The organism is Marinihelvus fidelis, from assembly GCF_008725655.1.
GTDB lineage: Bacteria > Pseudomonadota > Gammaproteobacteria > Xanthomonadales > SZUA-36 > Marinihelvus > Marinihelvus fidelis.
This window is the reverse complement of the sequence record NZ_VYXP01000006.1, coordinates 263,281-289,467: the sequence shown is the minus strand read 5'-3', so window position 1 is coordinate 289,467 and position 26,187 is coordinate 263,281. Positions and strand designations below refer to the sequence as shown.

Sequence of the window (26,187 nt, the reverse complement as noted above, 5' to 3'; positions counted from 1 at the left end):
AGTCCCCCGTCCAGGAAATGCCTTTTTGTAAATCTTATTATTAAGTTATGGGCGTATCCTAATGTTGCGAATTAACTGCTGTCAACTACTTTTTTACTTAGGTTTTACACCCAAGCAATTGGAAATCCTCGAAAAGGGTATCAGCGTGCCAGCGTCGCGGCAATTTCGGCCTGGATGGCCAGGGCAGCGGCGCGTGGGTCGGCGGCATCGCGGATGGGTCGTCCCACCACCAGGTAGTCGGCGCCGCCGGCGATGGCGCTGCCCGGCGTCAGTACGCGCTGCTGGTCGCCATGGGCGCTTTCCTCGTCGTTGAGTACAGGCCGGATACCCGGACATACCGTCAGCAGGGCGTGGTCGACTTCCTCGCGCAGTTTCGGCACTTCGAGCCCGGAAGAGACCACGCCGTCGCAGCCCAGCGCGAGGGCGCGGCGCGCGCGTGACAGCACCAGTTGCTCGGCATCGCAGTCGAAGCCCAGGTCATCCAGGTCGCCCTGGTCCAGGCTGGTGAGCGCGGTGACGGCGAGGATGCCCATGTCACCCTTCTCGGCGGCGGCGGCCTGCAGCATGCGGTCGTTGCCGTGAATGGTGCAGAAATCGACGCCGTGCCGCGCCAGCTGCCGGACGGCCGCGGCCACCGTGGCCGGGATATCGAACAGTTTCAGGTCGGCGAAGACCTTCTTGCCGTTGTCCTTCAGCGTGTGGGCGAGCTCGAAATAATGGCCGGAGAGGAAAAACTCCAGGCCCAGCTTGTAGAACATCACCGCGTCGCCCAGGGTATCGATCAGTTCACGCGCGCGGTCGATGTCGGGCACGTCCAGGGCAAAGATCAGGCGGTCGGAATCGGGGATGTCGGGGCGTTCAATCATGGTCGGGTTCCAGGGTTTTCAGGAAATCGTTGATCGCGGACGCCACCGGTTCCGGGGCATCCATGTGGACATGGTGGCCGCCTTGCAGGCGAACGTCGTTGCCGCATTTCAAGCGGCCAAGACGGGAGGCGACGAGTTCGGCGCTGGTCCAGCGCTCGACGACGGGGGTGTGCACGGTCAGCACCGGGCATTCAATGGCGTCGAGGATGGCGTCGGACTGCGGCTCGGTCATGAACACCGGTGACGGCCACATCGCCCGGGCATCAGTTCGCCAGCGCCAGCCGTCATCGGCGGGGGCCAGGGCGCGCTCGGCCAGCAGCAGCGCCGCCGTGTCACTCATCGGGTTGTTGGCCTGGCGAATGGCCGCGGCGTCTTCCAGGGTGGCGAAACGACGCCGGTGTTCGCGCGGCTTGCGCGTCGCGCGCATGGCATTGCGCAGCCGCTCCGCGGCCTTCTCGGCCGGCTCGGTCACCAGCCCCAGGCCGTCAAGCATGACCAGCGCGTTGACGCGCTCCGGTGCCGCCGCCGCGAAGGCGGAGCCCAGTGCGGCGCCCAGTGAATGGCCAATCACCGTGCAGTCATCCCAGCCCAGTTCATCAAGCACCCGGTCGATATCGAACAGGTAGTCGGCGAAGTAGTAGCGCGAGGTTTCGGGGCGATGGGCGGAGCGGCCATGGCCGGCCAGGTCCAGCGCCACCATGTCGAGCGCATCATCGGCGCACAGGTATGGGGCCAGCGGAATGAACGATGCGGCATTGTCCATCCAGCCATGCAGGCACAGCGCTCTTCGCCCGGTGGGCGCGCCAAAACGCAGGGCGGCGAGCCGTCCCCATGGCAGCTCAATGCGGGTCTCGCGTCCCGCGGATGAGCCCGCCACTGCGGGCGTATCCGTTGCGACCTGGCTCACAGGCTGTCCAGGTTCGCGTAGGCCAGCACCAGCCACTTGGTGCCGGCGTGATTAAAGTTCACCTGCACTCGCGCGTGCTCGCCCGACCCCTCGAACGTGATCACCGTGCCTTCACCGAACTTGCGGTGATGCACGCGCTGGCCGTGCTTGAACGGCATGCCGTCGTCGTGGCCGGGAATCGGCGCGCGGGCCGGCTTCGCCGCGACCCAGGGCTGGCTGACCTGGGCACGCGGGCGGATCTCCTGCAGGTGTTCGGCGGGGATTTCGCCCAGGAAGCGCGATGGCCGGCTGTAGTTCTCCGATCCGAACATGCGCCGCACCTCGGCGTAGGTCATGTACAGCTGCTCCATGGCGCGGGTCATGCCCACATAGCACAGGCGCCGTTCCTCCTCGAGCTTGCCGCCCGATTCGGTGACCGAGCGCTGGTGCGGGAACAGGCCGTCTTCCATGCCGGCCATGAACACGAGCGGAAACTCCAGGCCCTTGGCCGAGTGCAGCGTCATCAGCTGCACGCAGTCATCCCATTCCTCACCCTGGGTTTCACCGGCTTCCAGGGCGGCGCGGCTGAGGAAGGACTGTAACGGCGTCATGCCGGCTTCTTCGTCGTCTGCCGGGATGACGAAGGCGTCGGCGGCGTTGACCAGTTCACGCAGGTTCTCCATGCGCGATTCCATCTTCTCGCGTGATTCCTTCTCGTAGTGGCTGGCCAGGTCGGACATGTCGATCACGCCCTGCACCTGGTTGCCCATGGTCCAGTCGCCCAGGCGCTCGCGCATGTCGGTGACCAGGCGCATGAAGGCCGCCACGGTGGTCCTGGCGCGGCCGGACAGCACGCCCTGCTCGATGGCCAGGCCCGCGGCCTGCCACAGCGGCAAGCCGGTCTCGCGCGACTGCATGCGCAGTGTTTCCACGGTCTTCTGGCCGATGCCGCGGTTGGGCGTGTTGATCACACGCTCCAGCGCCGCGTCGTCGTTGGGGTTTTGCACCAGGCGCAGGTAGGACAGCGCGTCCTTGATCTCGGCGCGCTCGAAGAATCGCAGGCCGCCGTAGACCCGGTAGGGCACCGACTCGCGCATCAGGAATTCTTCGAACAGCCGCGACTGCGCCGAGGTGCGGTAAACAATGGCGGCATCGCTGGCGCGCCGGCCCTCGTCGATCCACTGACGCAACTGGCTGACCACGAATCGCGCTTCCTCCTGCTCGTTGAAGGCAGCGTAGATGCGGATCGGCTGGCCCGGTTCGTCGTCGGTCCACAGGTTCTTGCCCATGCGCGACTCGTTGTGCGCGATCAGGCCATTGGCCGCCGACAGGATGTTGCCGGTGGAACGGTAGTTCTGCTCCAGGCGGACGGTTTTGACGTCGGGGAAATCGCGCGTGTAGGCGCGCACGTTCTCGACCCGGGCGCCGCGCCAGCCGTAGATGGACTGGTCGTCATCGCCCACCACGAAGGTCTGGCCGCTGCTGCCGGCCAGCATCCGGATCCACGCGTACTGGATGGTGTTGGTGTCCTGAAACTCGTCGACCAGGATATGGCGCAGGCGGTTGCGGTAGTGCGCCAGCAGTTCGTCGTTGTTGAGCCAGAGTTCGTGCGCGCACAGCAGCAACTCGGCGAAATCCACCAGGCCGGCGCGGTCGCAGTAGTCCTGGTAAAGCTGGTAGATCTGTGTCCAGCCGGCGGTGAGTGGGTGACCCTCGGTCTCGATGGCGTCCGGGCGCTGGCCCTCATCCTTGCGCTGGTTGATGAACCACTGCGCCTGCCGGGCCGGCCACTGGTTCTCGTCCATGCCCTCGTCGCGCATCAGCCGCTTGATCAGCCGCTGCTGGTCTTCCGAATCCAGGATCTGGAATTGCTCGGGCAGGCCCGCCTCGCGCCAGTGCATGCGCAGCAGGCGGTGGGCGATACCATGGAAGGTGCCGATCCACAACGGCCGCGTGGACACTTCCAGCAGGTCCTGGGCGCGCTCGCGCATCTCGCCGGCGGCCTTGTTGGTAAAGGTCACGGCCAGAATGCCCAGTGGCGAGACATGCTCGACCTGGATCAGCCAGGCCAGGCGGTGAATCAGGACGCGGGTCTTGCCGCTGCCGGCGCCGGCCAGCACCAGGTTGTGCGGGGCGGTGCTGGTGACGGCTTCACGCTGGGCCTCGTTCAGGCCATCGAGCAGGTGCGAGACATCCACGGGTCAGCGGTTCTCCCGCGCGATGGCGCGATGGCCGATGTCCGGCCGGCTCCAGGCGCCGTTCCAGTCAATCTTCTGCCGTGCCGTGTAGGCGGCCTGCTGGGCCGAGCCGACGCTGTCACCGAGTGCGGTGACGCACAGCACGCGCCCGCCAGAAGTAACGACGGCGTCGTCTTTCAGTGCGGTGCCAGCATGAAAGACTTTCACGTCGGCGCCGAAGTCGCTGTCCAGGCCGGTGATGGTGTCGCCCTTCGGGTAGCTGCCCGGGTAGCCATCGGCGGCCATGACCACGCCCAGGGCCGGGCGCGGGTCCCATTCGGCTTCCACGGTGTCCAGTTGGCCGGCACAGGCTGCCTTGCAGAGCGCAACCAGGTCGGAGCGCAGCCGCATCAGCACGGGCTGGGTCTCGGGGTCGCCGAAGCGGACATTGAATTCCAGCACCTTCGGCTCGCCCGCCGGCGAAATCATCAGTCCGGCGTACAGGAAGCCGGTAAACGGCGCGCCGTCCGCCGCCATGCCGCGGATAGTGGGCAGGATGACATCAGTCATGGCGCGCTGGTACATGTCCGGCGCGACAGCGGGGTCGATGACCGGGGCAGGGGAGTAGGCGCCCATGCCGCCGGTGTTAGGGCCGGTGTCGCCTTCATGTGCCGCCTTGTGGTCCTGGCTGGTGGCCAGCGGCAGCACGTTCACGCCGTCGGCCATGACGATGAAGCTGGCTTCCTCGCCTTCCAGGAATTCCTCGACCACCACGCGGTGGCCGGCATCGCCGAAGGCGTTCCCGGCCAGCATGTCGCGCACGGCGGCTTCGGCCTCGGCCTCGGTATCGGCCAGGATCACGCCCTTGCCGGCGGCCAGGCCGTCTGCCTTGACCACGATGGGCGCACCGCGCTCGCGGATGAAGGCGACGGCGGCGTCGATGTCGGTGAACTCGCCGTAGGCCGCCGTGGGAATGCCGTGGCGGGTCATGAAGTCTTTGGCGTAGGCCTTGGAGCCTTCCAGCTGCGCCGCGGCGGCGCTGGGGCCGAAACAGTCCAGCCCGGCCGCGTTGAAGCGGTCGACCACGCCGTTCGCCAGCGGGTCTTCCGGGCCGACGATGGTCAGACCGACGTCGTTGTCGCTGGCAAACGCCACCAGTGCGTCGTGGTCGCCGACGCCGATGGCGACGTTCTCGACGCCCGGCTCGGTCGCGGTGCCGGCATTGCCGGGCGCCACGTAAACGGTCTCAACCAGTGGCGATTTCGCCGCCGCCCAGGCCAGCGCATGCTCGCGCCCGCCACTGCCAATCACCAGCACATTCATCGCCTGCTCCTCAGTGCCGGAAGTGGCGCATGCCGGTGAAGACCATGGCGATGCCGTGCTCGTTGGCCGCGGCGATCACCTCGTCGTCACGCATCGAGCCACCCGGCTCGATGATGGCCTTGATGCCGGCTTCGGCCGCGGCGTCGATGGAGTCCCGGAACGGGAAGAAGGCATCCGAACCCATGGCCGAGCCTTCGAGAGACAGCCCCGCCTCTTTTGCCTTCCACGCGGCAATGCGGGACGAGTCGACACGGCTCATCTGCCCGGCGCCGACGCCCAGCGTGCGACCGCCGGAGGCGTAGACGATGGCGTTGGACTTGACCATGCGCACCATCTTCCAGGCGAACATCAGGTCGGTCCATTCCTGCTCGGTGGGCGCGCGATCGGTGACCACGCGGCAGTCGTCGCGGCCGACGCAGGTGGTGTCGGCCTGCTGCACCAGCAGCCCGCCGGACACGCGGTGATAGTTCAGCCGGCCAGTGGCGTCGGCCATGGAGGCCGCCAGCAGGCGGACGTTGGGCTTGGACTTGAACGCCGTCAGCGCGGTCCCGGTGTAGCCCGGCGCGATCACCACTTCGACAAACTGCCGTTCGATGATTTCGCTGGCCGTGTCGCCGTCGAGTTCTCCGTTGAAGGCGATAATGCCGCCGAAGGCGGACACCGGGTCGGTCTGGTGGGCCCGGTCGTAGGCTTCACCCAGCGAGCCGGCGACCGCCGCGCCGCATGGGTTGGCATGTTTGACGATGACGCAGGCCGGGCCCTCGTCGAACTGGCTGACGCATTCCAGCGCGGCATCGGCGTCGGCGATGTTGTTGTATGACAGTGCCTTGCCCTGGATCACCTCGGCGGCGGCCAGGCCGGCGTCTTCCACGCCGGCGGGCACGTAGAACGCGGCCTGCTGGTGCGGGTTTTCGCCGTAACGCATGCCCTGGCGGCGGCGGAACTGCGGGGTGTGGATCACCGGCAGCGGGTCGTCGGCACCGTCGCCTTCAGACCGGCGTGAAAGGTAGTCGGCGATCATGCCGTCGTAACGCGCGGTGTGCGCGTAGGCGGTGGCCGCCAGGCGGAAACGCGTGGTGTCGGACACCTCGCCGCGCTCCTCCAGCTCCGCCAGCACGATGGCGTAGTCGGCCGGCTCGGTGACAATCGCCACGCGGGCGTGGTTCTTGGCCGCGGCACGCACCATGGCCGGCCCGCCGATATCAATGTTCTCGATGGCGTCGGCCAGCGAACAGTCCGGATTGGCCGTGACCGCCTCGAACGGGTACAGGTTGACCACCACCACGTCGATGGGCGCGATGCCGTGTTCAGCCATCACCTCACCGTCCTGGTCGCGCCCCAGCAGGCCGCCATGGATGCGTGGGTGCAGGGTCTTTACGCGGCCGTCCATGATCTCCGGAAAACCGGTGTGCTCGCTGACGCCCTTGACGTCGACGCCGTGCTCGCGGAGCAGGCGGGCGGTGCCGCCGGTGCTGAGAATGGTGAAGCCCTGTTGGGCCAGGGCGGCGGCGAAATCGGCCACGCCTTCCTTGTCGGAAACGCTGATCAGCGCGTACCGCTCTTCGCGGTGGGCAGGTTGGTTCATCGTCTTGGTTCGGGTCCGTTTGTCGTGAGGCCCGGGGTCGGGCCGGGGCAAACCCCAATTATACGATGGTACGGCCCGGACTTCGGGTCGGCTTGTCGTCAGTCGACCGGTATGCGGTAACGGCGGATGCGCTCGCGCAGGGTATTACGGGTAATGCCGAGTATTTTCGCTGCCCGGGACTGGTTGCCGCCCGTGAATTTCAGGGTTTCCTCGATCAGCGGCGGCTCCACCTGCGATAACAGTGACTGGTAGAGGTTCTCAGGCTCGGTCGCTCCCATGTCTTTCAGGTAACGCCGGATGGTCTTCTTGACGTGAACCCGTAACGGCTTTTTCCTGCCCGCCACTACAGGAAGTCCAGTTCGAAGCCGACCGCCTTCTCGCCGGGGTCGGCGAACTCCAGCAGGATCGGCACATGCTGGTCGGGCTGCAGCCGCTGCGAGGCGTCCCAGTCGCTGGCCAGGTACTCCTCCGGGTCAAACTCTCGGGCCACCAGCGGGTGGTTGTCGGCATCCATCAGTGCCACGGACAACACGGGGTAGGGCTGTGGCTCGGCAGCCAGGTTGACGAAGGTCGCGCTGAGCACCAGCACACCGTCGCGGGTCGGGTGCGGGTGGATATCACGGGTAACCAGGTGGATGCGGCCCGGGTCGTGGAATTCCTGCTCCGCCTCGAAGCCTTGCACACCCTGGCGGGCCAGGAACTCGCCGATGGCGCCCTCTTTCGGAATGTGGTGGCGAAAGGTCCAGGCCACGTTGGCCGCCGTCACCAGCAGCAACAGCGGCAGCGCCACCTTCCAGGCCCAGTGGACGCCGGAACGCGTTTCCGGCTCGGCGAAGGCCGGCGTGGCATCGGCGGACTCGCGCCGGCTGGTCAGTTCTGGCGGCGACCACTGGCCGCCGGTGGGCGCGGGTTTCGCGTGGCTGTCAGGAAAATCGTCGTACAGCGCGTCCAGCGCGTTGAAGCGCTTGTCGCAATCGCCGCACTGCATCCAGCCGCCGGCCTGTGCCAGCAACGCCGCGGTCAACGGGTGGACAGTCTGGCAATGCGGGCAAAGCGTGTACACGAAGGGTCGGTTGCTCAGCCGGTGGGATGAGGCTGCGGCTTGTTGCGGTCGCGAATCTCGCGGAAACGCTCGAGTTCACGCGCGAACTGCTCACGAATGACGTCCTGGTGCTGCTCAAGCTCGCCGACGCGCACCCGGTTCGCGCTCATGCGCCCGCGCAGCACATCAATCTGCTCGAGCTGCGACGGGTCGACTTCAAGACCGGCCCGTTGCCGGTTCGCGGCCGCATGCACCTGTTGCTGCAGCGACTTGATCATGCTGGCGTATTCGTTATCCAGCAGGTGGAAGTCGTACTTCAGCTGGTCCAGTTCCAGTTGCATGGCCTCGTCGATCTGCGCCTCGTTGCGGTAACGCAGCATCAGCAGGCGCTCGGAGATCTGTTGCCGTTCCCGCTCGGTGTACAAGGGGATCGGCTTCTTGTCGACCGGCTCCACCGGTGGTGGCGCCGTGGTTTCGGGTTGGGTCACACGCTCGATGACCACGCCGGACGGCGACAGGATGTCGTAGGGTTTGTCGGCGGCTTCCGCGGGCAGCGCCGGGGTGTAGTGGACCTTGCCTTCGTCGTCGGTCCAGCGATAGACGTTCTGCGCGACGGCCGGCACGGCGATGCTGGCGACCAGCAATAGCACGCCCGCGCGCGCGAGCGGCGCGAGACAGCGGAACACCTTATTCCCCTTGGCTTCCATAACGTTCACGATACCGCCGCATGGCGTCGATGTCGATATTCGCGCCGGGGTTGCGGGCCAGGTAATCCATCAGGTCATCAAGCCCGGCGATGGAAACCACCGGGATGCCGTACTCGCGTTCAACCTCCATGGCCGCCGACAGCGTGCCTTGGCCGCGCTCCTGGCGGTCCAGCGCGATGGCCACGCCAGCGGGCTCCGCGCCCGCGTCGCGAATCCACTGCACCGACTCGCGCACCGATGTGCCGGCCGAGATGACGTCGTCGATGATCAGTACCTTCCCCGCCATGGGCGCGCCCACCAGCATGCCGCCCTCGCCATGGTCCTTGGCTTCCTTGCGGTTATACGCCCACGGCAGGTTGCGCCCGTGGCGCTGCTGCAGGGCCACGGCCGTGACCGCCGCCAGCGGAATGCCCTTGTAGGCCGGACCGAACAGCATGTCGAACGCCACGCCGGATGCGGCCAGCGCATCGGCGTAGCAGGCGCCCAGCGTATCCAGCGAAACGCCATCGTCAAAGCCGCCGGCATTGAAGAAGTAGGGACTGACCCGCCCGGATTTCAGCGTGAACTCGCCAAAGCGCAGGTTGCCTTTGGCCAGCGCCAGTTCAAAGAAGGTTGTTTTGTGCTGCAGCATCGTCCGCCCCCGGAATGACCGGCGCAGGATAGCATGGCCGCCCGCGAGCCGTTATGCTCCCCGCCCATGAAAATCATCTCGCTCAACGCCAATGGCATCCGCGCGGCCGCCCGCAAGGGCTTCTTCCCGTGGATGGCCCAACAGGACGCCGACATCGTCTGTATCCAGGAAACCAAGGCCCAGCATCACCAGCTGAAAGACCGCGAGTTCTTCCCGCCGGGTTACCACTGCTACTACCACGACGCCCTGAAGCCCGGCTACAGCGGCACCGCCATTTACGCCAAACACCAGCCCGACCGCGTTCATTACGGCCTCGGCTGGGACACCATGGACTGCGAAGGACGCTGGCTACAGGCCGACTTCGGTGACCTGTCTGTGGTCTCGCTGTACTTCCCGTCCGGTTCCAGCAGCGAGCTGCGCCAGGACGTGAAGTTCGCCTGCATGGACTGGATCAAGCCGAAACTGGTCGAAATGGCCGCCAGCGGCCGCGACTGGATCATCTGCGGCGACTGGAACATCGCCCACAAAAAAATCGACCTGAAAAACTGGCGCGGCAACCAGAAAAACTCCGGCTTCCTGCCCGAGGAACGCGCCTGGATGGACGAGGTCTTCGGCGACGTCGGCCTGGCCGACGCCTTCCGCCTGTTCGACCCGCGCGAAGAGCAATACACCTGGTGGTCCAACCGCGGCCAGGCCTGGGCCAACAACACCGGGTGGCGCATCGACTACCACGTCACCACCCCGGCGCTGGCCGACAAGGTCACCGGCGTGGAGATCTACAAGGACGAGCGATTTTCAGACCATGCGCCGCTGACGCTGGAGTATGACTATGCGTTGCCGGAGCGGGTGTTTGGCGGTTAGAGCGCACGTCGCGCGGTTTTCCTACAGCAGTTGGCGGGCATTTCGTGCATATAAAAATATGTATTAGAATACATATTCGAGATAATGCCGCGTCATGGTTGAGTCACATTTCGAATGGGATCCCGTTAAGGATCGAAGCAACCAGCGAAAGCATGGCGTTGCGTTCCAGAGCGCCCAATACGCATTCGCAGACCCTAATCGCGTCATAGCGCGTGACCCGCGTCACAGCAAAGAAGAAGATCGCTACTGCTGCTTTGGAAAGGTTGATGGCGGGGTGCTGACGGTTCGGTTTACGTATCGGGGCCGTGTTATCCGAATTTTTGGCGCAGGCTATTGGCGCCAGGGCAAAAGTATTTATGAGCAGGAAAATCGTTTACACCGATGAGCCAATCGGCAAAGTCGAGGTCGTGGCGGACACACTTCCGTCGCCAGAAGCGCTTGCGTTCAAAGAAGAGTCCGTAAAAGTGACGATCGCCCTCAGCCGCTCAAGCGTCGATTTCTTCAAGCGCGAGGCCAAAAAGCATGGCGCGCCTTACCAGAAGATGATTCGGCGTTTGCTTGATGAATACACTCGGGCGAACCAGGTAAAGGCTGGTTAGCGAGATCGGCGCTTAATCACGACGCACACTCGCTCGAGCCGTGGGTTCAGCGGGTAGTCCCGTTGGGCTGGCAATCCATGCCAGCTTGTTCCGCAACCTTAAACGCCAGGTCCAAACTGGTCACTGTTGTATCTGAAGAAATAATCCTTTTGTTCATCACTGGATTCGGCCAATCTCTTCAGGAGTTTTTCTGTAGGTGGGTGGACCAGGCCGCAATTGGCGGCCGCCATGAGCAGGCCCAAACCCAGCGCATTGTTTTGTGGGGTAAAGGTGCCGGAATTGTAAGAGCCTCCCAGGGCGACCAGCCCAAGCGGTTCACCGGACTCGATGTTCTGGAAAATGAAGTCTCTCGCCAGAAGCTCCCATTCGGTCTGGGCCAACAGGGGTGAATCTTCGTTCGCAAGCTCGGGCGGCCACAACGCATAGATATACCGCGCCACAACATCGCCGGACTGTGCCAGGCGTTTGATGTCTTCCCCGGCATTGCCGACCGTTTCCAGGATTTTGGCACAAGCATGGAACATCACTGTGGTGCCATGGATCGATGCTTCGAAGTTTCGGCGGGCCGAAACTGAGTCGGCCTGAGCCAGGCTTCGCTGGAAAGTATCAAGTGTGCGGTTCAGCGCTTCAGTGCTGCGAGGCGCATGGCGACAGCCCCGGTTGATATAGCTGGCCAACCGATCCGCCGCCTCGATATCCCCCTGCATCGCGAGATCAAGGTCTGTTTCACTCTTCGCGACCTGTTCCAGCGCATCGGCTATCGCGGGGTCATCAGGATCTTGTGGTTGTGCGACGGTCCCCCCGCTTGGCTGGCTGGGACCTGGTTCAACCGGCGCCGATTCAACGCCCCGTGGAGCAAGCGCAACCTCGTCTGCGTTGACGACTCCGGCTGATTCCACAAGGTCAGCTGGGCGGTCAATCGGTGATGGGGCAGCAGATACCGGGGCTGGCTCAGCGGAGCCGGTATTACGCTGCGACAGCAAGACAGCAACAGAAACGAGCGCAAATAGTGTTGCCGCGAATACAGCAAAACGCATCGACCGTTGCTGGTGACGGCCGGACATTTCAGTAACGCTCCACCACCCGGAACCCGAACGGCAGCAGCGCCAGGCGCGTCATCTTCAGGTGCTGGGCCGCGATGGGCAGGCCGATGATGGTGATGCCAAAGACCACTGCCAGGCACAGGTGGATGATGGCCAGTTCCAGGCCGGGCAGCAGGATCCAGATGATGTTCATGATGATCGAGAGCAGGCCGCCGGGCGGGTCGGTGTCGCGGATTTCCTTGCCGAACGGTGCCGCGGCCAGCATGGAGAGCTTGAAGCACTGGATGCCGAAAGGGATGCCGATGATGGTGATGCACAGGATCACGGCGCCCAGCAGGTAGCCGAAGAAAACGATGAAGCCGCCGAGGATGAACCAGATGATGTTGAGGAGCAGGTTCATGGTGTGGCCTCCGGTCAGTTCGTGGTTCAGGGTGTGGCGATGTCTCCGAGCAACACGGGCGCGTTCGCGCCGGTGATGCCCGTGGTGTCGACCTTGCGGTTGGCCAGGCGCTCCCTGGCCAGCCAGGCGAACAGGTTGGCTTCGACCCAGTCGGGGTGGGCGCCGCGCTCCGCGGTGGAGCGGACCGGCGTGTTGCCCAGCAGGGCGGCCATCCGCCGCATCAGGTCGACATTATGCACACCGCCGCCGCAGACCAGCAATTCGCTGGCGCCGCCGGCCAGCCGCAGGCTGTCGGTGACGGTGTTGGCGGTCAGTTCGGCCAGCGTGGCCTGGATGTCGACCGCGGTGGCGGAGGTGGCGTCGGCCTGGACGAGCTGTTTTTGCAGCCAGTCGGCGTTGAACAGTTCCAGGCCGGTGCTCTTGGGCGCGGGCAGGTGAAAGTAGGGCTCTTCGAGCATGCTGGCCAGCAGGCCCGGCAGCACGGTGCCACTCGCGCCCCAGGCGCCGCCGTCGTCGTACGCGCGGCCACGGTGCCGGTGGATCCACAGGTCCAGCAGGCAGCTGGCCGGGCCAGTGTCCCAGCCGCGCACGGGCTCACCCGGCGCGAGCAGGGTCAGGTTGGCGATGCCGCCCAGGTTCAGCACGGCTCGGGTTTCGTCATCAGACGCGAACAGTTCGCGGTGCAGCAATGGCGCCAGCGGCGCGCCCTGGCCGCCGGCCAGCAGGTCGGCGGTGCGGAAATTCGTGACGGTGGGCACGCGGGTGACGTTGGCGATGACATTGCCGCGACCCAGCTGCAGCGACATCGGCGGCTCATCGTCAGGGGCGTGCCAGGCGGTCTGGCCGTGCGAGCCAATGCCGCGAATATCGCGTGACTCCAGGCCGGTCGCCTGGATCAGGTCGTTGGCGATACGGGCGAAGAAATGCCCGAACTTGATGTCCAGGTCACCGCATTCAGGGTCGGAGAGGTCGGGCTTGCCGGCCGCCATGAAGCGGTCGAGCCGCTCACGCAGTGCGTCAGGGTAGGGTGTGCAGGATGCGTTCAGCAGTTCAGGCTTGCCGGTCTCGAAGTCCGCGATCACCGCGTCCACCCCGTCCCGACTCGTCCCGGAAATCATCCCGATAAACAGTTCACCCGTCACCCGTCACCCGTCACCCGTCACTCGTTGCCGCCGCGGTGGGCGTACATCGAGGCCGATTCCAGCCGTCCAAGCTGCTTCAGGTACGGTGCCGCCTGGCTGTGGAATGCCACCAGCTGCGTATCATCCAGCGGTTCGGCCTTGGGCAGTGGCACGGTGCGCGGGTTGCGGTGCACACCGTTGACCAGGAATTCGTAGTGCAGGTGCGGTGCCTGGGACATGCCGGTGCTTCCGACGTAGCCAATCACCTGGCCCTGCTTCACGCGCTGGCCGTTTTTCACCGCGCGCTTGTTGAAGTGCAGGTACTTGGTGACGATGCTGCCGGAGTGCTGGATAAACACGTGGTGGCCGTTGAAGCGGTTGTAGTCCGAGCGGATCACCTTGCCGGCGCCGGCGGCGTAGACCGGCGTGCCGGTGGGCGCGCGGTAGTCGATGCCGTTATGCGCCTTCACCCGCTTGAGGATGGGGTGGAAACGCTTCGGGTTGAAATTCGAGCTGATGTAGCTGAAGTTCAGCGGCGCGCGCAGGAAGGCTTTGCGCATCGGCCGTCCGTCCGGCGTGTAGTAATCAATGCCATCGTCGTCGGCAAAGCGAACGGCCTCGAAGCGCTCGCCCTGGTTGATGAACGTCGCGGCCAGGATGTCGCCGTCGCGCAGGTACTCGCCGTCGCGGTAGATCTTTTCGTAGACCATAAAGAAGCGGTCGCCGGCGCGGATATCGAGAATGAAATCGATGTCCCAGCCAAAGATCTCGGCCAGTTTCATAACCATGTTGTCCGACAGGCCGGCCTGCTTGCCGGCCAGGAACAGCGATGACTCGATGGTGCCCTCGGCTTCGCGGACCTCGCTGTTCAGTTCGCGGGCCAGGCGCTCCGCGTTGGGCCCCTGCTCGTCGATGCTGACCAGCAGGTAGGCGTCGTCGTCAATGGGGTAGCGCATGCGCTGGAGGTTGCCTGCGCCATCATCCTGGAAGCCGAAGACGTCGCCGGGGCGAATTTTAGTCAGGCTCTTGGTGTCGCCGTTGAGAGCGAGGATCTGGTGCAGCAGCGGGATCGAGTAGCCCTGCTGGCGGAAGATGCCGTCCAGGGTCTGGCCGTTACGGACCGGGACTTCGTTCCAGGTATCCAGCGCCGCCGCGATCTCGGCCTTCTCTTCCGCCTTCGCCACCGCGGCTTCCACTTCCGCGCGCGCGGCGGGTGCGGGTTCGCGGCTGGGCAGGGCGATGTCCAGGGTCTGGGTCAGTTCGGCCGTGGTCGCCGCAATGTCCTCGGCCACGGGGGCTTCCTGTTTGCCACCCATGGCCAGGCCCACGGCAATCAGCGTGACGGCAAACACCGCCACGCGGGCGCGGGTGATCCGAATTTGGGAGGGATGCCAACCCCTGGCCCGATCGATGAATTCGACGAAGGCCTTGTGAAGCAAGGTTCTGTTTTTCATTCCGTCTGTGGACAATCGGGGCTGTCCAGAGTTTCCGGCAACGCTCACAATAAGCGACAGCCCTATCGGCGGTCAATCGGCGCGTATGCCCGGTACCCTTGGCCCGGCGGGGTCGGTACAATGCCCGATTCCCCGCCAAGGTGGCGGAAACTGACGCCAGAACAACATCATGAACGACGTGCAAGCCGCCCTCGACCTGATCGCCCGGGGCACCGATGAAATCATCAAGACCGAGGAACTGGCCGAGCGCCTGGAGTCCGGTCGCCAGCTGAAAATCAAGGTCGGTTTCGACCCCACCGCGCCGGACCTGCACCTGGGCCACACGGTAATCATCAACAAGATGCGAGTGTTCCAGGACCTGGGCCACGAGGTCACCTTCCTGATTGGAGACTTCACCGGCATGATCGGTGACCCCACCGGCAAGAACGTCACCCGCAAGCCGCTGACGCCGGAGCAGATCAAGGCCAACGCCGAGACTTACGCGCAACAGGTGTTCAAGATTCTCGACCGCGAGAAGACAAAGGTGCGCTTCAACTCCGAGTGGTTCAACGAACTGGGCGCCGACGGCATGATCCGCCTGGCCGCGCAGTACACCGTGGCGCGCATGCTGGAGCGCGACGACTTCAACAAGCGTTACAAGGCCGAGCAGCCCATTTCCGTGCACGAGTTCCTGTACCCGCTGGCGCAGGGCTATGACTCCGTCGCGCTGGAGTGCGACGTCGAGATGGGCGGCACCGACCAGAAGTTCAACCTGCTCGTGGGCCGCCACCTGCAGGCGCAGGCCGGCCAGGCGCCGCAGGTGATCATCACCCTGCCGCTGCTGGAAGGCCTGGACGGTGTGCAGAAGATGTCCAAGTCGCTCGACAACTACATCGGCATCACCGAGGCGCCGGACGAGATGTTCGGCAAGGTCATGTCGATCTCCGACGAGCTGATGTGGCGCTGGTTTGACCTGCTCAGTTTCCGCTCCAACGAGGAGCTGGCGCAGCTGCGCGCCGATGTCGAGGGCGGGCGCAACCCGCGCGATGTGAAATTCCTGCTGGGCGAGGAGATCGTCGAGCGGTTCCACGACCGTGCTGCGGCCGAAGCCGCGCGCGAGACCTTTATCGCCCGCTTCAAGGGCGGCCAGATGCCGGACGACATTCCGGAGAAAACGCTGGATGCCGGCGCCGAGGGCATCGGCATTGCCGCCGCGCTCACGGCCTGCAGCCTGACGGCCAGCAACTCTGAGGCCTTCCGCATGATCAAGCAGGGCGGCGTGCGTATCGACGGTGAGAAGGTCGACGATCGCAACCTGCAGCTCGAACTGGGCTTCGAAGGCGTGCTGCAGGTCGGCAAACGGAAGTTCTGCAAGGCCCGTGTCCGCTGAGTTCGCCGGCGCGCGCCGGATCGCCGATATCGACTGGAGCCGGTGGACGCCGGTGGATCGCGCGACCCTCGTGTTCGTGCTTAGCGGTGACGACATCCTGCTGATCGAAAAGAAGCGCGGCCTGGGTGGCGGCAAGGTCAACGGCCCGGGCGGCAAGGTCGACCCCGGCGAGAGCGTTGAGCAGTGCGCCATCCGCGAATGCAAGGAAGAGCTGGGTATCGATGTCAGCGAGCTCGAGCAGCTGGGCGAACACCGCTTCCAGTTCGTCGACGGTTATTCCATCCACTGCTGGGTGTTCCGCACCAGCAAGTGGGGTGGCGAGCCGGTCGAGACCGACGAGGCCGTGCCGCTTTGGAGGCGCACCGACGCCATTCCCTACGAGCGGATGTGGGAAGATGACCACATCTGGCTGCCGCTCATTCTCGAAGGCAAGGCCTTCACCGCCGACTGGATTTTCGAAGACGACACGATGCTGGATCACCGCTTGACCCTGCTGGCGCAGGCCCCCGGCGCCCCCACGGAGTAACCCGAAATGCACAACTACACACGATCAAATGTGGCGCTTGGCGCGCTGGTGGCTGCCGCTGTCCTGGCCGCCGCGCCCGCGGCACTGGCCGCCGAGGCCTCCGAGCGCGCACGCGAACTGGCGCAGAAGTACCTGCTCGCCGACACGCACATCGATGTGCCGTACCGCCTGCACAACCACTGGGAAGACGTCACGGCAGCAACGGAGCAGGGTGAGTTCGATGAGCCGCGGGCGCGGGCCGGCGGCCTGGACCTGCCGTTCATGTCCATCTACACGCCGGCGAAGCTGGAAGCCGATGGAGGCGCCTGGGAACTGGCCAACCAGCTGATCGACGCCGTGGAGGCCATGGTGGCGCGCGCGCCGGAATCGTTCACCATCGTCGCGACCCCGGACGAGGCGGTCGCCGCCAAGGCGGCCGGCAAAATCGGCCTGGCGCTGGGCATGGAGAACGGCTCGCCGCTGGAGGGTAAGCTGGAGAACGTCGGGTTCTTCCGCGACCGCGGCATCAGCTACATCACGCTGGCGCATTCGCTGGCCAACCACCTGTCCGACTCCTCGTACGACAAGGCGCGACCGAACGACGGGCTCAGCGACTTCGGCCACCAGGTGGTGGCGGAGATGAACCGCCTGGGCGTGATGGTCGACGTCTCGCACCTGAGCGACAAGGCATTCTACGACGTGCTCGAGGCCAGCCAGGTGCCGGTCATTGCCTCGCATTCATCCGCGCGGCACTTTACGCCGGGCTTCGAGCGCAACATGGACGACGACATGATCCGTGCCCTGGCCAGTAACGGCGGCCTGGTGATGATCAACTTTGGCTCCTCGTTCCTGACCGCGGACGCCAGGGGCTGGTACGACGACTTCAACGCCGCGCGCGATGCCTGGACCGAGGCCGCCAGTGAGCCGCCCAGCCAGGAAGACACCCGGGCATTCTTCAATGATTACCGTGAGCGCAAGCCGTTCCCGTTTGCCAACGTCGAGCAGACGGTGGCCCATTTCGTGCACGTCATCGACCTGGTCGGCGTGGACTACGTGGGCATCGGCTCGGACTACGACGGCGTGGGTGACAGCCTGCCGGAAGGCCTGAAAGATGTGTCCACCTACCCGGTGCTGGTCGACGCGTTGCTGGAAAAGGGCTACAGCGAGGAAGACATCGCCAAGGTCCTGGGCGGCAACCTGATCCGTGTCTGGGGCGAAATCGTCGACGCGGCAAGCGCCTGAATTCAACCGGGGCAGGCTCTCCTGCCCCGGGACCTGACCTGGGCGTTCCTGCCCTATAATCGCTGCATGGATATCGACTGGGGGCAGATTTTCACGCACCTGGCGCACATGGCGCTGGCCTACCTGCTCGCGTTTCCCACGGCGATTAACCGCGAGGCCAATGCGTCACCCGCTGGCGTCCGCACCTTTCCGTTGGTCGCGGTCGCGACCTGCGGTTACATGCTGGTTGGCATGTCGATCATGCAATCGGAAGAGGCCCACGCCCGGTTAATGGAGGGGCTCGTGACTGGCATGGGATTTATCGGCGGCGGCGCCATCCTCAAGCATGGTGGCCGGGTCATGGGGCTGGCCACGGCGGCCGCGCTGTGGAGCACCGGCGCCATCGGCATCGCCGTGGCCTGGTCGCGCTACGAGATCGCCATCGCGCTGGCGCTGATCAATTTCCTGACCTTTTCATTCCTCGCCACGCCGGTCAAGAATGCCCTGAAGGGTAATGGTGAGGGCTCCGGCGACGAGGGCCAGTAAGTCGATAGCAGTTGACGATTCGGTGCCGAATGGTGCTTGATAGACTGCCAATGGCAATAACAGACCGGCACCAAGGCCGGCATGATGACCAGAGATGACATGGGAGGAAAGCCATAAATGAAGACGATGACCAAGCTGTTCGCCGTGATGCTGTGCGCTGCCGCACTGGCTGCTTGCCAGAAAGAAGACAGCGCGCAATCGGCGGGTGAACAACTCGACAGCGCGATCGAAAAAGCCAAGGCCACCGCCGAGGAAGCCGGCAGCGCCATGGGCGATGCCGCGGATTCTGCTGGGGACGCGATCAGTGATGCTGCTGACGCCACTGCTGACGCCGCCAGCGATGCCTACGACGCGACAGCCGCTGCCGCCAGTGACGCCTACGACGCCACCAAGGAAAAGGCGGACGAAATGATGGGTGATGCCAGCGACGCGATGGACGACGCGGCGGATTCCGTCAGCGATGCCATGGACGATGCCTCGGACAAGGCTGAGGATATGGCCGAGGATGCCGGCAATGCCATCGAGGATGCCTGTGAAGAAGTGAAAGAAGGCGCAGGCGCCGAGGATACGGACTGCTGATCATTCCGCAGCCCACGGAGTACGGAAACCCGGCCCAGCGCCGGGTTTCTTTTTGCCCGCGCTCAACGAATGGCCTGGGCCTTTGCTAACCTGTGGGAACGTTCCACAGCGATTCGGGTCGATTGGCCATGGATAGGAATTTTCTCATCGTCATCACGGTGTTTGGCGTGGCGCTGCTGGCCGCGGCCGCGGGTATGCGTTTTGGTGAAGATGCCTGGGTCGCCGAACTGGCCGTGCCCGCCTGGAGCCCGGGCCCTGTGGTCTTTGCGGAGGGCTGGGTGGCCTGGTACGCGGCCTGGTGCGCGCTGGCGATCATCGTCGTTCACGCGCGTGGCACCCTGCCCGCGGTTCCCGCGACGTTGTGGCTGGCCGGGCTTGGTGCCGTGCTGGCCTGGAACTGGCTGTTCTTCGGACTGCAGCGGCCCGGCTGGGCGTTGGGCGCTGCGAGCCTGGGGCTGGCCGTCGGCGCGCTCACGCTGGTCAGGAGTGGTCACTGGCACCGCCATGCGCCCATTCCCGCGCTCGTGGCGCTGGCTTGGCTGGCGATGACCTGGTGCTGGAACGCGGCGATCTGGCGCGCCAGCGGTGGCGGTGTCGATTCGCTACTGGGCTGACTCGCCCTCGCCGAAAGGCCGCCCGCAACTCGGGCAACGATCGCCGGAACCACTGACGTGGCGAACCTCGATCAGCGTGTTCATGGCCTCTTCGCTGTCGATGCCCAGCTTGTCCCTCAGTTCCTCGAGTTCTTCGGCATCCGATTCCTTGATCCTGCCCGCTTCCAGCGCCTTTTCGACAGCGCGGCGATACGTGGCGTTGCGGTCGTGGACTTCACGGTAGAACCCGGATGCCAGGATGGCGGCCGGCAGGGCCATCATGCCAATGCCAACCAGCGATACGACCCCGGCGAAGATGCGCCCGCCGTTGCTGACCGGTACGACATCGCCATAGCCCACCGTGGTAATGGTGATCACGGCCCACCACATGGCGGTGGGAATATCCTTGAACTCCTCGGGCTGGATGTCTTTTTCCAGCACGTAGATGCCCCATGAGGCCAGCACCAGCATGAACAGCAGCACCGAGGCCGCGGCCGCGAGCACGCCCGCTTCCTTGCGCAGCACGGAAATCATCAGGTTCAGTGCCGGCGAATAGCGGGTCAATTTGAACAGGCGCAGCAGGCGCAGGCCGCGGAACAGGCGCAGCATCAGCATCGAGTGGGTCGCGTCTGCGCCGATGAAATAGAACACGTAGAACGGCGCAATGGCCAACAGGTCGATCAGCCCCAGCGGCGACAGCATCCAGCGCAGCCGGGTCATGGGTGGCTGGCCTTCCCGGGTGGGCAGGTCAACGCAGGACCAGAGCCGGAGCAGGTATTCGAGCGTAAACACCGCGATGCTGAACACCTCGAACGACCAGAAGAAGCCGCCATAACGCGCCGCCAGCGGCTCGACCGTCGCCAGGATGATGGCGACCACGTTGGCCAGGATCAGGCCAATCAGGAAATAGTCGACCAGGCGCCCCCATGGGTCGTTGGGCTGGTGTGCTTCCAGCAGTTCAGCGACGCGTTGGCGAGCGCTCATGGCACAACCCTAGCTGACCAGCATCTGTCCGATACGACCGGTGAGGATGGCCAGGTAGTTGCCGGCGGCGTAGCCGATCAGGGCCATCAGGATGGAGGCCGGTACCAGTGATTCACGGTGATGCGCGGCGACGATCGGCGCCGACGCGGCGCCGCCGATGTTGGCGGCCGAGGCAATGGCGACGGTGTGCACATCGACGCGGAAAATCCACGCGCCCAGCAGGATGAACGCACCGTGCACGATGATCCAGGCATAGGCCATGACGATAAAGCCACCCAGCACGCCCCAGTCCATGCTGGTCAGGTCCATGGTTGCACCCACGCGCGCCACGTAGACATAGATGATGGCCAGGGCGATGGGCTGTGCGGCCGGCAGCTTGCGTGCCGGCGTCGCCGAGGCCACCAGCGCCAGCGTGGTCACGATCAGCACCAGCCAGGTGCCGGCGGACACGACGGTCGCGCCGCCCATCACCAGCGGCGGCAACTTGTCCGACAGCGTGATCGCGATAGCGGTAATGCCAATCGCCAGCAGCGCCAGGTAGACCAGGCTGACGAAATCGGGCGCCGACTCGGTGCTGTCGTGCTTCGCCGCGGCCCGTTCCATGGCGTCGATCCGCCCCTCGGGTACCCGCGCCCAGCGATTGAAGCGGTCGGCGAAGGCCTTCGAGCCCAGCAGGATGGGCAGCCAGACCAGGTAGATCATCTGGTCCGCGGCCGCGGCCATCGACATATGCTGCGATTCGCCATCAAGCGCCGCATAGGCCGCGGTCATGTTGCCGGTGCCGCCAATCCAGCTGCCCGCCAGCGTGCCAAAGGCCTTCCAGCTGTCTTCCGGCAACGGCAGCCAACTGCCCATTGAGAGGTGCTGGCTGAGCCAGAACGCGAGCACGCCGCCCACCACGACGCCGATGCTGCCCAACAGCATGACGAACACGCCCTTGCCCATGATGCGGACCGCGCCCAGTACGTCGACCTTCACCAGCATCAGCACGATGAACACCGGCAGGCCGTAATGACGCAGGAAGTCGTAGGCTTCGCTCTTGAACGGAATAAGGCCGGAATTCGACAGAAGCACCGGCGTGGCGTAGATGAAAATTAACGGCGGCAGGTAGCTGAACAGCTTCCATTGCGTCGCCTTCTCCAGCCAGAACCAGAACGCCACGACGGCGACCAGGACCGCCATGACGCCGGCGGGTGAGGTAATGAGGGCTTCGTTCATCGGGCTATCTTCCCTTGCCGGTTGGCGGCTTGTCTGCGCGAAAGTCGTCCAACAGCTTACAGGCCTGTCCCACGGCGTCCAACATTCGCGGCGTGGCCCGGTTGATCTCGTCGGCCGGCAGGTAGAGCAGGGCATCGTGGCTGACCGCCTGCAGGCGCGGCCACTCGCGCCAGTGCGCCAGTGGCTCGCCACTGCCCTCGAAGCGGCCGGCGAACATCACCGCGGGGTCGGCGGCGATCACGGCCTCGGCACTCACCTGCGGGGCGATATCGCCCAGGTCGGCAAAAATGTTGACGCCGCCGCACAGCGCCAGGGCCTGGCTGACCAGGTGCTTGCCGGTGAGCGTGTACAGCGGCTGCTCGGCCACCTGGTAGAAGTAGCTGACAGGCTTTCGGCCGGCGTAGCGGGCGGTCAGGTCCGCGAGGCGGGCGCGGAAGTCATCGGCCGCCGCGTCCGCGCTTTCGGTATTTCCGGTGGCCTTGCCCAGCGCCTCCATGACGGCGGCAATGTCCCTCGGTGTGCGGATCTCGACCCGCCATACCGGCAGGCCCAGTTCCTCGATGCCGGCCAGTGCCGGTGCCGGGTTGCCGGAGGCCCAGCCCAGCACCAGGTTGGGCCTGAGCGCCAGGATACGTTCCAGGTCGAACCGGAACGCGTCGCCGATTTCCGGCAGTTGTTTCACCGGCTCGGGGAAATCGGACCAGGCGACCGTGCCGACCAGCGTGTCACCGGCGCCGGCGGCCCAGGCGAGCTCGGCCAGGTGCGGCGCCAGCGTGATCACGCGTTGCGCCGGGGTGTCCAGTACCAGGGTGCTGCCGTCGGCCTGTGGCAGTGGGATGTGGTCCGCGGCCAGCAGCGTTGAGAACAGCGTGGCCAGCACGCCGGTCCAGCGCGCATGGCGCGCGAACCGGTTCAGCGACCGGGGCCGGGTCATGCGATGACGTCGACCAGCAGCAGGATCGCCAGCACGGTGAGCCACACGCCCAGCACCCGCCAGACCAGGTCCATGGCCTGGCGCAGGCTGGCCAGCGGGCCGTCGAGCAGGTCGGCGTAGCCGTCGCGGGCCGCGCGTCCGGTCAGGACGATCTCCTGCGCAGCGGCGTAAAGAAAGCCATTGTCGCCTTCGAACAGGCCATGGCCCTGCTCATCATGGTATTTGCGCCAGGCGCGGTAGACCGAGTCGAAGTCGGTGGCGATGGCCAGGGCGAAGGTCATCAGCTGCGCGACCGGCCAGTCGAGGACCTGGCGCAGGCGCCGGAACAGCTTTTTCTGGCCCTTCGGCAGGTCCAGGTCGCCCTCGGTGATGCGGTCGGCGATGCGATAGAGCACGGCGCCGTAGATGCCGAGCACGGCAAACCAGAAAATCGTGCCGAACCAGCGTTGCAGCGCCTCGCGGAACACCGAGCGCACGGCCAGCGCCTGGCAGGCCGTGTTGTCCACCGGGCAGTCGCCCAGCAGGTCACGGACCGCCTGCTCCTGGGTCTCGTCATCATCGGCATGGATGATGGCGTCGATGTCGGTATCCAGGTCGTGCGGGCCGAAGGTGTAGATCAGCACCGCCACGGCGACCAGGAAGGCGCCCAGGGTGCCCAGCAGGCCGACGGCGAGCGCGTTTACCAGCCCGACCGCAAGCAGCGGCAGCACGAAGAAAAACAGGAATCCGGCGATACCGGACCAGCCGGGCACGTCGCCCAGGCGCTGGTTGCAGAACGCGGTAAAGCCCTTGAGCCATTCGAAGCGGTGTAACCGGCCCAGTTCCCGGATGAAGTAGCACAGCGCGAACGCGGTCAGGATGGCGATAATGGTCATGACGAATCTCCCCCGGCCGCGTGCCCCGCGGCTGGTCAGAATTCTACCAGCTTGGAACGGGCGGGTTCAGCCTGGTCAGCGGCTGCCCGCGTCGCGCGCCTGCCGCGCGATGGCTTCCAGGTCGCCGCCGCCGGCCCGCGCGAACCAGTCGGCCAGCAGCTGGAAGGCGATGGAGACGGTGGGGGAGAGCAGCACTTCGCCATCGAGCACGGCCCGGGTGAGCTCATCGGTGGAGTACCAGCGAAGCTCCTCCAGCTCGTCCGAGACCTGGCAGTCGCGGCTGATGGCCTCGGCGTAGAAACCGCACATGGACGACGCCGGAAACGGCCACGGCTGTGACGAGACGTAGCGCACGTCCCGTAGCTGGACCCTGGCTTCCTCGTAGACTTCGCGGACCACCGCGTCTTCCAGGCTCTCGCCCGGCTCGACGAAGCCGGCCAGCGTGGAAAAGCGCTTCGCCGGCCAGCGGGCGTTGCGGCCCAGCAGGCAGGCATCGCCATGGGTGACCAGCACGATAATGGCGGGGTCGATGCGCGGAAAGGTCTCGCGTGCGCATTCGTCGTTGGTGCATCTCAGACGATGGCCGGCCGACAGCAGCCGGTTGGCGTTGCCGCACACACCGCAGAAACGATGGCGGTGCTGCCAGTAATGCAGCGCCTTGGCGTAGGCCAGGATGCCGGCGTGCTTGGCGTCCATGTCGATGGAGGCCATGCGCAGGTTGTCGAAGCGCGCGTCCGGCCGCGCCGCCAGCACGGCGTCTTTCTGCGCGTCGGTCAGCGACACGGCGAAATAGGTGCGTTTCTCGTCGGTACCCAGCAGCGTCGGCGGCTGGATGCGGTCGATCGCGTCGAGTTCACCCGGCCGCAGGTACACGGCAATGGTGCCTTCGTCACCACGCTCGAGCATGCTGCGGCTGCGCCACAGCGGTACAAAATGCACATCATCGGCGGCCAGCGCCGCGCTTACCCATTCAGGATCGTCACGCCGCTCGACCAGCCGGTCCAGGCGCACAGAGGTAAAGCGGTTACGGTACGAGCGGGAGTGGCGGTCGATGCTGAGCCGCACGGGACAGACCCGGGCCGCCTAGACGGAGAACGACGAGCCGCAACCGCAGGTGGTCGAGGCGTTCGGGTTCTTGATCACGAACTGCGCACCCTGCAGGCTCTCGGTGTAGTCCACCTCGGCGCCGGCCAGGTACTGGAAGCTGAGCGGGTCGACGAGCAAGGTCACACCGTCGCGCTCCACGCGAATATCATCCTCGGCCTTGTTCTCATCGAACATGAAACCATACTGGAAACCCGAACAGCCGCCCCCGGAGATGTACACCCTGAGGTTCAACTCCGGGTTCTTCTCGTCCAGGATCAGTTCCATGACCTTACGCGCGGCGGCTGCGGTAAAGACCAGGTCTTCACCACCCGCTACGGGCGTTTCGGTGCCGGGTGTTTCAATCGCGGTAGCCATGGGCAGAATATGACGCCGTGGGGGTGGTTTTTCAATGGTTCCGCAGAAGTGGGCGTGCCCGGATGATCTTTGTGCTTAGCAGTTCTCGGGTTCGGCCGTTTTGGCGCTTTCGGGTCTCGAGCCCTCTGCCCACCGGAACCAGCCAGCCTCGCCGCCGGGTTGCCTTCTGTGGTTCACCAGCCAGCGAAAATCCCAGTCGATGTAACAGCTGTCAACCGCAACCCTGAGCGTGGTACCGGGCGGAAAACCACCAATCACGTCGGTGTACTCGTTGCTTTCCAGCTTGATGAGCACCGGCTCGGCGACGGCCCTCAACGCCTCCGGGTCGAACGTCGCGGCCCGGGCCGTATAGTGCACAGGTACGTCTATGCTGATTTTCTCGAGCCCCGGGCGCTGGCTCGTTGTCACGCCGGGGTCCAGGCCCTGGTCGATGACCTGCAACTGACCGTTCCTGACAGCCTGGACCTTGACGCTGAACTGCACCGTGGCATCCGGGGCCATGGCGAACACGCGGTCAGCCTCCGCAATCATCACTTCGTAGAGCGACATGTCCTCCGGGTATAGGGGCGACCTGGTGTGCACCTGTTCCACGGCTTGAAGTGGAGCAGCAAGCAGCAGAAATGCAAGGAGACTCGTGTACCGGATCCCGTGAAGCAGCCTCAACATGACGTATTCCCCGTTGGTATCGGTATGCTCACACTGTAGCATGAGGCTTGTAGAGCAAGGTTCCGACGACTGACTTATACGAGGTGCTCAGCATGCTCTGGCTCAAAGCCTTCCACATCATCTTCATGGTTACCTGGTTCGCCGGGTTGTTCTACCTGCCGCGGCTGTTTGTTTACCACGCGCAGACCGAGGACGAGTCGACATCGGCCACGTTTAAGGTGATGGAACGCAAGTTAATGGTGATGACCCATATCGGCGGGGCGCTGACCTGGGCGTTCGGGCTGGCGTTGATCCACGCCTCGCCGTGGGTGATGGCGACAGGCTGGCTGCGGGTGAAACTGATGTTCGTGATCGCGCTGACGGCCTACCACGTGTGGTGCATCTACCTGGTGAAAGACTTCGCCGCCGACCGCAACACCCGCTCCCACAAGTGGTACAGATGGTTCAACGAGGCCCCCGCCCTCGCCCTCGTGGTTGTCATCATCCTCGCCGTCACCAAACCCTTCTGACGCGTGACGCGTGACGCGTAACCCGTCACCCG

General features: G+C 64.9%; 30 protein-coding genes. 10 read left to right on the top strand and 20 right to left on the bottom strand.

All coding sequences use genetic code 11. The features are described 5' to 3' along the window. Positions 1 to 140 precede the first annotated feature (140 nt). The 9 genes from pyrF to pyrE all read right to left on the bottom strand — a co-directional run bounded on the left by pyrF (position 141) and on the right by pyrE (position 9,217). The gene (gene pyrF, locus F3N42_RS11655) at positions 141 to 866 is read right to left on the bottom strand and encodes an orotidine-5'-phosphate decarboxylase (protein WP_150864635.1); all 726 of its coding nucleotides are present in this window, start codon (positions 864 to 866) and stop codon (positions 141 to 143) included. Next, positions 859 to 1,773, bottom strand: coding sequence for an alpha/beta fold hydrolase (locus F3N42_RS11650; protein ID WP_150864634.1), 915 nt, complete (start codon positions 1,771 to 1,773; stop codon positions 859 to 861). Before F3N42_RS11650 ends, pyrF begins: the two co-directional genes overlap by 8 nt. Next, positions 1,770 to 3,950: a DNA helicase II gene (uvrD, locus tag F3N42_RS11645; RefSeq protein WP_150864633.1), complete on the bottom strand. Its 2,181-nt coding sequence runs from the start codon at positions 3,948 to 3,950 to the stop codon at positions 1,770 to 1,772. The genes F3N42_RS11650 and uvrD overlap by 4 nt, the downstream gene beginning before the upstream one ends. A gap of 3 nt (positions 3,951 to 3,953) precedes the next feature. Then, positions 3,954 to 5,252 (bottom strand): phosphoribosylamine--glycine ligase, encoded by a 1,299-nt coding sequence (gene purD / locus F3N42_RS11640; RefSeq protein ID WP_150864632.1) that lies wholly within the window; start codon positions 5,250 to 5,252, stop codon positions 3,954 to 3,956. 10 nt (positions 5,253 to 5,262) lie between these two features. Then, entirely contained in the window at positions 5,263 to 6,837 is a 1,575-nt protein-coding gene (purH, locus tag F3N42_RS11635) for a bifunctional phosphoribosylaminoimidazolecarboxamide formyltransferase/IMP cyclohydrolase (protein WP_150864631.1), read from the bottom strand. A 98-nt stretch (positions 6,838 to 6,935) separates the two neighbouring features. Next, positions 6,936 to 7,181 (bottom strand): helix-turn-helix domain-containing protein, encoded by a 246-nt coding sequence (locus F3N42_RS11630; RefSeq protein WP_224784876.1) that lies wholly within the window; start codon positions 7,179 to 7,181, stop codon positions 6,936 to 6,938. After that, positions 7,181 to 7,900 carry a zinc-ribbon and DUF3426 domain-containing protein gene (locus F3N42_RS11625; protein WP_150864630.1) on the bottom strand — a complete coding sequence of 240 codons (720 nt, stop codon included), beginning with the start codon at positions 7,898 to 7,900 and terminating at the stop codon, positions 7,181 to 7,183. Before F3N42_RS11625 ends, F3N42_RS11630 begins: the two co-directional genes overlap by 1 nt. A gap of 14 nt (positions 7,901 to 7,914) precedes the next feature. Beyond that, positions 7,915 to 8,565 (bottom strand): DUF4124 domain-containing protein, encoded by a 651-nt coding sequence (locus F3N42_RS11620; RefSeq protein ID WP_191621372.1) that lies wholly within the window; start codon positions 8,563 to 8,565, stop codon positions 7,915 to 7,917. Position 8,566: 1 nt separating this feature from the next. Next, positions 8,567 to 9,217, bottom strand: a complete 651-nt coding sequence (gene pyrE, locus F3N42_RS11615; protein WP_150864628.1) for an orotate phosphoribosyltransferase — start codon at positions 9,215 to 9,217, stop codon at positions 8,567 to 8,569. A gap of 66 nt (positions 9,218 to 9,283) precedes the next feature. Here pyrE and F3N42_RS11610 point away from each other — a divergent pair, with 66 nt between their 5' ends. The 3 genes from F3N42_RS11610 to F3N42_RS11600 all read left to right on the top strand — a co-directional run bounded on the left by F3N42_RS11610 (position 9,284) and on the right by F3N42_RS11600 (position 10,677). Further along, positions 9,284 to 10,078, top strand: coding sequence for an exodeoxyribonuclease III (locus tag F3N42_RS11610; RefSeq protein WP_150864627.1), 795 nt, complete (start codon positions 9,284 to 9,286; stop codon positions 10,076 to 10,078). A 94-nt stretch (positions 10,079 to 10,172) separates the two neighbouring features. Beyond that, entirely contained in the window at positions 10,173 to 10,463 is a 291-nt protein-coding gene (locus tag F3N42_RS11605) for a BrnT family toxin (RefSeq protein WP_150864626.1), read from the top strand. Continuing rightward, positions 10,384 to 10,677, top strand: coding sequence for a CopG family transcriptional regulator (locus F3N42_RS11600; protein WP_224784875.1), 294 nt, complete (start codon positions 10,384 to 10,386; stop codon positions 10,675 to 10,677). Before F3N42_RS11605 ends, F3N42_RS11600 begins: the two co-directional genes overlap by 80 nt. Positions 10,678 to 10,775: 98 nt before the next feature. Here F3N42_RS11600 and F3N42_RS11595 read toward each other — a convergent pair whose 3' ends face one another. The 4 genes from F3N42_RS11595 to F3N42_RS11580 are packed head-to-tail and all read right to left on the bottom strand — an operon-like array spanning position 10,776 to position 14,695. Beyond that, on the bottom strand, positions 10,776 to 11,741 hold the full coding sequence (locus tag F3N42_RS11595) for a hypothetical protein (RefSeq protein WP_150864624.1): 966 nt from the start codon (positions 11,739 to 11,741) through the stop codon (positions 10,776 to 10,778). A gap of 1 nt (position 11,742) precedes the next feature. Then, positions 11,743 to 12,120, bottom strand: coding sequence for a YccF domain-containing protein (locus F3N42_RS11590; protein ID WP_150864623.1), 378 nt, complete (start codon positions 12,118 to 12,120; stop codon positions 11,743 to 11,745). Positions 12,121 to 12,146: 26 nt separating this feature from the next. Then, positions 12,147 to 13,262, bottom strand: a complete 1,116-nt coding sequence (locus F3N42_RS11585) for an anhydro-N-acetylmuramic acid kinase (RefSeq protein WP_263595895.1) — start codon at positions 13,260 to 13,262, stop codon at positions 12,147 to 12,149. Positions 13,263 to 13,279: 17 nt separating this feature from the next. After that, complete coding sequence (locus F3N42_RS11580; protein WP_150864621.1) at positions 13,280 to 14,695, bottom strand: OapA family protein; 1,416 nt, start codon at positions 14,693 to 14,695, stop codon at positions 13,280 to 13,282. Between the two features lie 169 nt (positions 14,696 to 14,864). Between F3N42_RS11580 and tyrS the strand changes: the two genes are divergently transcribed. The 6 genes from tyrS to F3N42_RS11550 all read left to right on the top strand — a co-directional run bounded on the left by tyrS (position 14,865) and on the right by F3N42_RS11550 (position 19,529). Further along, a complete protein-coding gene (gene tyrS / locus F3N42_RS11575) occupies positions 14,865 to 16,064 on the top strand; it encodes a tyrosine--tRNA ligase (RefSeq protein WP_150864620.1) in 1,200 nt (399 codons plus the stop codon). Beyond that, positions 16,054 to 16,590, top strand: coding sequence for an 8-oxo-dGTP diphosphatase (locus F3N42_RS11570; RefSeq protein ID WP_224784874.1), 537 nt, complete (start codon positions 16,054 to 16,056; stop codon positions 16,588 to 16,590). Before tyrS ends, F3N42_RS11570 begins: the two co-directional genes overlap by 11 nt. Positions 16,591 to 16,596: 6 nt before the next feature. Next, positions 16,597 to 17,811 (top strand): dipeptidase, encoded by a 1,215-nt coding sequence (locus F3N42_RS11565; protein WP_150864619.1) that lies wholly within the window; start codon positions 16,597 to 16,599, stop codon positions 17,809 to 17,811. A 66-nt stretch (positions 17,812 to 17,877) separates the two neighbouring features. Beyond that, complete coding sequence (locus F3N42_RS11560; protein ID WP_150864618.1) at positions 17,878 to 18,336, top strand: MgtC/SapB family protein; 459 nt, start codon at positions 17,878 to 17,880, stop codon at positions 18,334 to 18,336. Positions 18,337 to 18,453: 117 nt separating this feature from the next. Beyond that, positions 18,454 to 18,915 carry a hypothetical protein gene (locus tag F3N42_RS11555; protein WP_150864617.1) on the top strand — a complete coding sequence of 154 codons (462 nt, stop codon included), beginning with the start codon at positions 18,454 to 18,456 and terminating at the stop codon, positions 18,913 to 18,915. A 128-nt stretch (positions 18,916 to 19,043) separates the two neighbouring features. Beyond that, positions 19,044 to 19,529 carry a tryptophan-rich sensory protein gene (locus F3N42_RS11550; RefSeq protein WP_150864616.1) on the top strand — a complete coding sequence of 162 codons (486 nt, stop codon included), beginning with the start codon at positions 19,044 to 19,046 and terminating at the stop codon, positions 19,527 to 19,529. Here the strand turns inward: F3N42_RS11550 and F3N42_RS11545 are convergent. The 7 genes from F3N42_RS11545 to F3N42_RS11515 form a co-directional block, all read right to left on the bottom strand. Further along, on the bottom strand, positions 19,518 to 20,492 hold the full coding sequence (locus tag F3N42_RS11545) for an ion transporter (RefSeq protein WP_150864615.1): 975 nt from the start codon (positions 20,490 to 20,492) through the stop codon (positions 19,518 to 19,520). The two genes, F3N42_RS11550 and F3N42_RS11545, sit on opposite strands and share 12 nt — an antisense overlap. A gap of 9 nt (positions 20,493 to 20,501) precedes the next feature. Beyond that, on the bottom strand, positions 20,502 to 21,710 hold the full coding sequence (locus F3N42_RS11540; RefSeq protein WP_191621371.1) for a DUF819 family protein: 1,209 nt from the start codon (positions 21,708 to 21,710) through the stop codon (positions 20,502 to 20,504). 4 nt (positions 21,711 to 21,714) lie between these two features. Then, complete coding sequence (locus F3N42_RS11535) at positions 21,715 to 22,644, bottom strand: cobalamin-binding protein (RefSeq protein WP_150864613.1); 930 nt, start codon at positions 22,642 to 22,644, stop codon at positions 21,715 to 21,717. After that, complete coding sequence (locus tag F3N42_RS11530; RefSeq protein WP_150864612.1) at positions 22,641 to 23,519, bottom strand: cobalamin biosynthesis protein; 879 nt, start codon at positions 23,517 to 23,519, stop codon at positions 22,641 to 22,643. Before F3N42_RS11530 ends, F3N42_RS11535 begins: the two co-directional genes overlap by 4 nt. 75 nt (positions 23,520 to 23,594) lie before the next feature. Continuing rightward, positions 23,595 to 24,584 (bottom strand): NAD(+) diphosphatase, encoded by a 990-nt coding sequence (gene nudC, locus F3N42_RS11525; protein ID WP_150864611.1) that lies wholly within the window; start codon positions 24,582 to 24,584, stop codon positions 23,595 to 23,597. An 18-nt stretch (positions 24,585 to 24,602) separates the two neighbouring features. Continuing rightward, positions 24,603 to 24,980, bottom strand: coding sequence for an iron-sulfur cluster insertion protein ErpA (erpA, locus tag F3N42_RS11520; RefSeq protein ID WP_150864610.1), 378 nt, complete (start codon positions 24,978 to 24,980; stop codon positions 24,603 to 24,605). 75 nt (positions 24,981 to 25,055) lie between these two features. Beyond that, positions 25,056 to 25,529, bottom strand: coding sequence for a hypothetical protein (locus F3N42_RS11515; protein WP_150864609.1), 474 nt, complete (start codon positions 25,527 to 25,529; stop codon positions 25,056 to 25,058). Between the two features lie 209 nt (positions 25,530 to 25,738). On the opposite strand from F3N42_RS11515, the gene hemJ reads away from it, so the two are divergent. Next, positions 25,739 to 26,155, top strand: coding sequence for a protoporphyrinogen oxidase HemJ (gene hemJ / locus F3N42_RS11510; protein WP_150864608.1), 417 nt, complete (start codon positions 25,739 to 25,741; stop codon positions 26,153 to 26,155). Positions 26,156 to 26,187 lie beyond the last annotated feature (32 nt).

Coding starts and splice junctions, on each gene's coding strand:
- pyrF (WP_150864635.1), bottom strand. CDS start 866: ATGATTGAACGCCCCGACATCCCCGATTCCGACCGCCTGATCTTTGCC.
- purD (WP_150864632.1), bottom strand. CDS start 5,252: ATGAATGTGCTGGTGATTGGCAGTGGCGGGCGCGAGCATGCGCTGGCC.
- purH (WP_150864631.1), bottom strand. CDS start 6,837: ATGAACCAACCTGCCCACCGCGAAGAGCGGTACGCGCTGATCAGCGTT.
- pyrE (WP_150864628.1), bottom strand. CDS start 9,217: ATGCTGCAGCACAAAACAACCTTCTTTGAACTGGCGCTGGCCAAAGGC.
- F3N42_RS11610 (WP_150864627.1), top strand. CDS start 9,284: ATGAAAATCATCTCGCTCAACGCCAATGGCATCCGCGCGGCCGCCCGC.
- F3N42_RS11605 (WP_150864626.1), top strand. CDS start 10,173: ATGGTTGAGTCACATTTCGAATGGGATCCCGTTAAGGATCGAAGCAAC.
- F3N42_RS11595 (WP_150864624.1), bottom strand. CDS start 11,741: ATGTCCGGCCGTCACCAGCAACGGTCGATGCGTTTTGCTGTATTCGCG.
- F3N42_RS11590 (WP_150864623.1), bottom strand. CDS start 12,120: ATGAACCTGCTCCTCAACATCATCTGGTTCATCCTCGGCGGCTTCATC.
- F3N42_RS11580 (WP_150864621.1), bottom strand. CDS start 14,695: ATGAAAAACAGAACCTTGCTTCACAAGGCCTTCGTCGAATTCATCGAT.
- tyrS (WP_150864620.1), top strand. CDS start 14,865: ATGAACGACGTGCAAGCCGCCCTCGACCTGATCGCCCGGGGCACCGAT.
- F3N42_RS11565 (WP_150864619.1), top strand. CDS start 16,597: ATGCACAACTACACACGATCAAATGTGGCGCTTGGCGCGCTGGTGGCT.
- F3N42_RS11560 (WP_150864618.1), top strand. CDS start 17,878: ATGGATATCGACTGGGGGCAGATTTTCACGCACCTGGCGCACATGGCG.
- F3N42_RS11555 (WP_150864617.1), top strand. CDS start 18,454: ATGAAGACGATGACCAAGCTGTTCGCCGTGATGCTGTGCGCTGCCGCA.
- F3N42_RS11550 (WP_150864616.1), top strand. CDS start 19,044: ATGGATAGGAATTTTCTCATCGTCATCACGGTGTTTGGCGTGGCGCTG.
- F3N42_RS11545 (WP_150864615.1), bottom strand. CDS start 20,492: ATGAGCGCTCGCCAACGCGTCGCTGAACTGCTGGAAGCACACCAGCCC.
- F3N42_RS11540 (WP_191621371.1), bottom strand. CDS start 21,710: ATGAACGAAGCCCTCATTACCTCACCCGCCGGCGTCATGGCGGTCCTG.
- F3N42_RS11535 (WP_150864613.1), bottom strand. CDS start 22,644: ATGACCCGGCCCCGGTCGCTGAACCGGTTCGCGCGCCATGCGCGCTGG.
- F3N42_RS11530 (WP_150864612.1), bottom strand. CDS start 23,519: ATGACCATTATCGCCATCCTGACCGCGTTCGCGCTGTGCTACTTCATC.
- erpA (WP_150864610.1), bottom strand. CDS start 24,980: ATGGCTACCGCGATTGAAACACCCGGCACCGAAACGCCCGTAGCGGGT.
- F3N42_RS11515 (WP_150864609.1), bottom strand. CDS start 25,529: ATGTCGCTCTACGAAGTGATGATTGCGGAGGCTGACCGCGTGTTCGCC.
- hemJ (WP_150864608.1), top strand. CDS start 25,739: ATGCTCTGGCTCAAAGCCTTCCACATCATCTTCATGGTTACCTGGTTC.